Source organism: Blautia sp. CAG:237 (assembly GCF_000436615.1).
Classification (GTDB): Bacteria; Bacillota; Clostridia; order Lachnospirales; family Lachnospiraceae; genus Blautia_A; species Blautia_A intestinihominis.
The window spans coordinates 51,550-55,347 of sequence record NZ_FR886767.1 but is presented as its reverse complement, the minus strand read 5'-3'; the positions used below and the strand labels follow the sequence as shown (position 1 = coordinate 55,347).

General features: G+C 43.7%; 4 protein-coding genes and 1 riboswitch. Of the genes, 1 reads left to right on the top strand and 3 read right to left on the bottom strand.

Translation table 11 applies throughout. The annotated features are described in order from the left end of the window. Window positions 1-107: 107 nt before the first annotated feature. Window positions 108-197, bottom strand: a riboswitch (cyclic di-GMP riboswitch). A 46-nt stretch (window positions 198-243) separates the two neighbouring features. Next, window positions 244-561 carry a hypothetical protein gene (locus tag QZL69_RS12915; protein WP_022215615.1) on the bottom strand — a complete coding sequence of 106 codons (318 nt, stop codon included), beginning with the start codon at window positions 559-561 and terminating at the stop codon, window positions 244-246. Window positions 562-871: 310 nt separating this feature from the next. Between QZL69_RS12915 and putP the strand changes: the two genes are divergently transcribed. Further along, window positions 872-2,410, top strand: a complete 1,539-nt coding sequence (gene putP / locus QZL69_RS12910) for a sodium/proline symporter PutP (RefSeq protein ID WP_022215614.1) — start codon at window positions 872-874, stop codon at window positions 2,408-2,410. A 250-nt stretch (window positions 2,411-2,660) separates the two neighbouring features. Here putP and QZL69_RS12905 read toward each other — a convergent pair whose 3' ends face one another. After that, window positions 2,661-3,353, bottom strand: coding sequence for an LrgB family protein (locus QZL69_RS12905; protein ID WP_022215613.1), 693 nt, complete (start codon window positions 3,351-3,353; stop codon window positions 2,661-2,663). 1 nt (window position 3,354) lies between these two features. Beyond that, window positions 3,355-3,711 (bottom strand): CidA/LrgA family protein, encoded by a 357-nt coding sequence (locus QZL69_RS12900; RefSeq protein WP_022215612.1) that lies wholly within the window; start codon window positions 3,709-3,711, stop codon window positions 3,355-3,357. Window positions 3,712-3,798: the final 87 nt, after the last annotated feature.

Genomic DNA, 3,798 nt, shown 5'->3' with positions numbered 1-3,798 from the left:
CATCTTTCGAAACCTACGGAGATGTGCGTCAGCTTTTTGTTATCTTTTGTATTACTGAATATGTAATTCTTTTTTCCTGATTCTTAAAAGATCTATATATATCTTGTAGGTGCAACTGGCTGTCATACATTTGTTTCATTTGCTTAGACCCTATAGTTTTGCGTCACCGGATTTCCCCGGCTATGCCTTTTAAATATAAAATAAATATACTCTTTTATTGCATAAACGATATTGTTTCATTAGTTATTCTGCATTTACGCTGAGTGCTTCCGGGCTTCCGAGAGCACCGATGTTTTTGAGCAGGAAGATCGCATCACCCATACCCCTGACATAAGACAGATCTGCATATCTTTCACTCTTTGATTCCAGGCAGGCGATATAATCATCAATCACCCTTCTGAACATGTAAGGAAGATTCATGCCGGCGTATCTTTCTTCCAGCTCTTTCAGATCGTCTACGTCCTGTCTGATGTATTCATCAGATTCGAGTATTTTTTCTCTCCTTTCCGTCATCATTTTTTCGATGCAATTCACAATTGCAACTTCGGTCATTTTTTCCAATTTTCTATCCTCCGTTTGTGCAATACTATAGGTTTCACCCTTATTCTATAAAGAATCCCGCCAAACGTCAACAAAATTCGTCTGACAATTTATTGAAAAATTCGACAAATCTTTTTCATTCCTGTTCAATTTCAGCCTTATTTTATGAGGGTTTACGGCGATTTTAGGGATTTTTGTTTTTTTCAGAAAACCTGTGCTTTTATTGAGAAGAAATTTCTTTACTTTTGAAGGATTTTCTAATAATATTGTATGTATATGCATATCAACGATGTATAAATATACATTTCAACTTCAGAAGGGAGAGGAATTTATGACAACAGCACACATCTGTATCATGATTGCGATCATTATCTATCTTGGTGCAATGCTCTTTGTCGGCTATCTCTGTTCCAAGCAGAACAACGATACCTCAGACTTTTATCTGGGCGGTCGTAAGCTTGGTCCTCTGGTAACCGCAATGAGTGCAGAAGCCTCCGATATGAGCAGCTGGCTCCTTATGGGACTTCCTGGTCTTGCATATCTTTCCGGTATCGCAGACGCAGGCTGGACTGCGATCGGACTCGCAATCGGTACATACCTTAACTGGAAAATCGTAGCTAAGAGAATCCGTCTCTACACTCATGTAGCAGGAAACTCTATTACTTTACCGTCCTTTTTCAGCAATCGTTTCAGGGACGACCGCAGGATCCTGCAGTCGATCGGAGCTATTTTTATTGTGATCTTCTTTATTCCATATACAGCTTCCGGTTTCGCTGCCTGCGGAAAACTGTTCTCCAGTCTGTTCGGAGTAAAATATCTGACTGCCATGATCATCAGTGCACTGATCATCGTCGGATATACGACTCTTGGAGGATTCCTTGCGGCATCCACCACAGACTTTATCCAGAGCATCATCATGTCCATCGCACTGATCATTGTATTTGGCTTCGGAGTATCTGTTGCAGGCGGTCCTGACGCAGTTATCAGCCACGCAAAGTCACTGCCTGGATACCTTACCATGATGACCACTTACAACCCGGAAACAGGCACAGAAGCAGCTTATCCGCTCATCAACATCGTTTCTATGCTGGCATGGGGACTTGGATATTTCGGAATGCCTCACATCCTTCTTCGTTTCATGGCGATCGAAGATGAGAAGAAACTTTCCTTATCCAGAAGAGTGGCTACTACCTGGGTTGTGATTTCCCTCGCAGTTGCCGTTATGATCGGTGTCATCGGTCTTGGAATGACAGAAGCCGGCGAACTGGAAATGCTTCATGGAGCTGACTCAGAAACCATCATCGTCAAGATCGCAGATCTCTTGAGCACACATGGTGTACTTCCGGCACTGCTCGGCGGTACGATCCTTGCAGGAATCCTGGCATCTACGATGTCCACCGCAGATTCACAGCTTCTGGCTGCTTCTTCTGCTGTTTCTTCCGACCTTTTCGGCGCAGTCCTAAAGAATAAGAAGAAACAGGAGACCATGCTCACTGACCGTGTTACTCTGCTTGCGATCGCTGTTATCGCAGTTATCATTGCCCGCAACCCGGACAGTTCTGTATTCAACATCGTATCTTTTGCATGGGCAGGTTTCGGTGCTGTATTCGGTCCGGTCGTGCTCTTTGCACTGTTCTGGAAGCGTACCAACTGGCAGGGAGCTCTCGCAGGAATGGTTTCCGGCGGTGTTATGGTATTCGTATGGAAATATCTGGTCCGTCCAAACGTTTCCTTCCTGAACTTCTATGAACTCCTTCCGGCATTCCTGATCTCCAGTGTGATGATCATTGTAGTAAGCCTTGCTACCAAAGCTCCATCCAAAGAGATCACAGACGAGTTCGAACTGGTTCAGAAAAAAATGGCTGAATAAAAATTTCAGCAATCATTTCAAAACAACAAAAAAAGAAACCGCAGAATCCTTTTTAACTGGATTCCACGGTTTCTTTTTTTGATGTCTTGCAACTATTCAGTAGGTAATATCCCGCGAGGTGTTTTGGCATGTTTTTGCCAAAATCCCGAGACATACAAGTCAAAATGCCATCACCGAAGGTGATTTGGAATGCATTTTGACTCGTAACTGTGAGGATACTGAACAGTTACGATGTCTTTTACTTTTTATTTTACCAGAGATAGGAAAAGATCGAAGCTCCAATGACAGTGCACAGACCGCACACAACGATCGCCAGACTGCTCATCGCTCCCTCTACTTCTCCAAGCTCCATTGCTCTTGCTGTACCTACCGCATGAGATGCTGTACCGATCGCAAGTCCTCTGGAGATCGGACTCTTGATGCGGAACAGTTTGCAGATGTATTCTGCAAACATGTTTCCAAGAACACCTGTAATGATGATCACTGCAACAGAAATTGTCACATATCCGCCAAGCTCCTCAGAAATGCCCATACCGATTGCTGTCGTAATAGACTTCGGAAGCATGGTCACATATTCTTTGTGGCTCAGACCGAATACGATCGACATTACAAGTACCGTTCCAAGACTTGCGATAACGCCTGAAATAACTCCGCCAAAGATCGCCCCGATATTCTTTTTCAGCAGATCAAGCTGCAGATACAGAGGGATCGCCAGGCTTACCGTCGCAGGTGTCAGAAGGTAGCTCAGGTATTTTGCACTCATATTGTAGCTTTCATAATCCACATGAAAAACTACCAGAAACGCGATCACGATCGCAATAGAGATCAGAAGCGGATTTAATAACGCCAGCTTCCATTTACGCTGTGCTGCAAGCCCGATCTCATATGCCAGAAGGCTGATCACGATCCCTACCGTTGCCGAACTCATGATTAAATTGTCCATCTTACTTCTTTCCCTCTTTTCTGGATATTAAAAAATCTGTAACCTTTCCTGTAACGATCATGACTACAAACGTCGATACGACTGTGATTACCAGGAGCGGCACCAGAAAAGACTGCAGCTGGCTCCAGGATGTGATCAGACCAACGCCTGCCGGAATGAACATAAGCGGCATGATCTCGATCAGAAATTCACCGGTCTCCTTTACGTGCTCTACTTTGATCACCTTTGTCAAAAGAAGCACAAACATCAGAATCAGTCCATAGATACTGCCCGGTATCGGAAGCGGGATAAAATACTTCATGATCTCCCCCGCACAGGTCACAGCAAGGATGATTCCAAACTGTCTCAGATATTTCACTTTTTTCGCCTCCTAAAAAATTCACTGCTGTCTATTATAGCACATCCTTTTTTGTCATAACAAGTCAAAAAAAGTACAAAAAACTGC

Excerpts from the sequence above, each read along its gene's own strand:
- QZL69_RS12905 (WP_022215613.1), bottom strand. The coding sequence starts at position 3,353 with ATGGACAATTTAATCATGAGTTCGGCAACGGTAGGGATCGTGATCAGC.
- putP (WP_022215614.1), top strand. The coding sequence starts at position 872 with ATGACAACAGCACACATCTGTATCATGATTGCGATCATTATCTATCTT.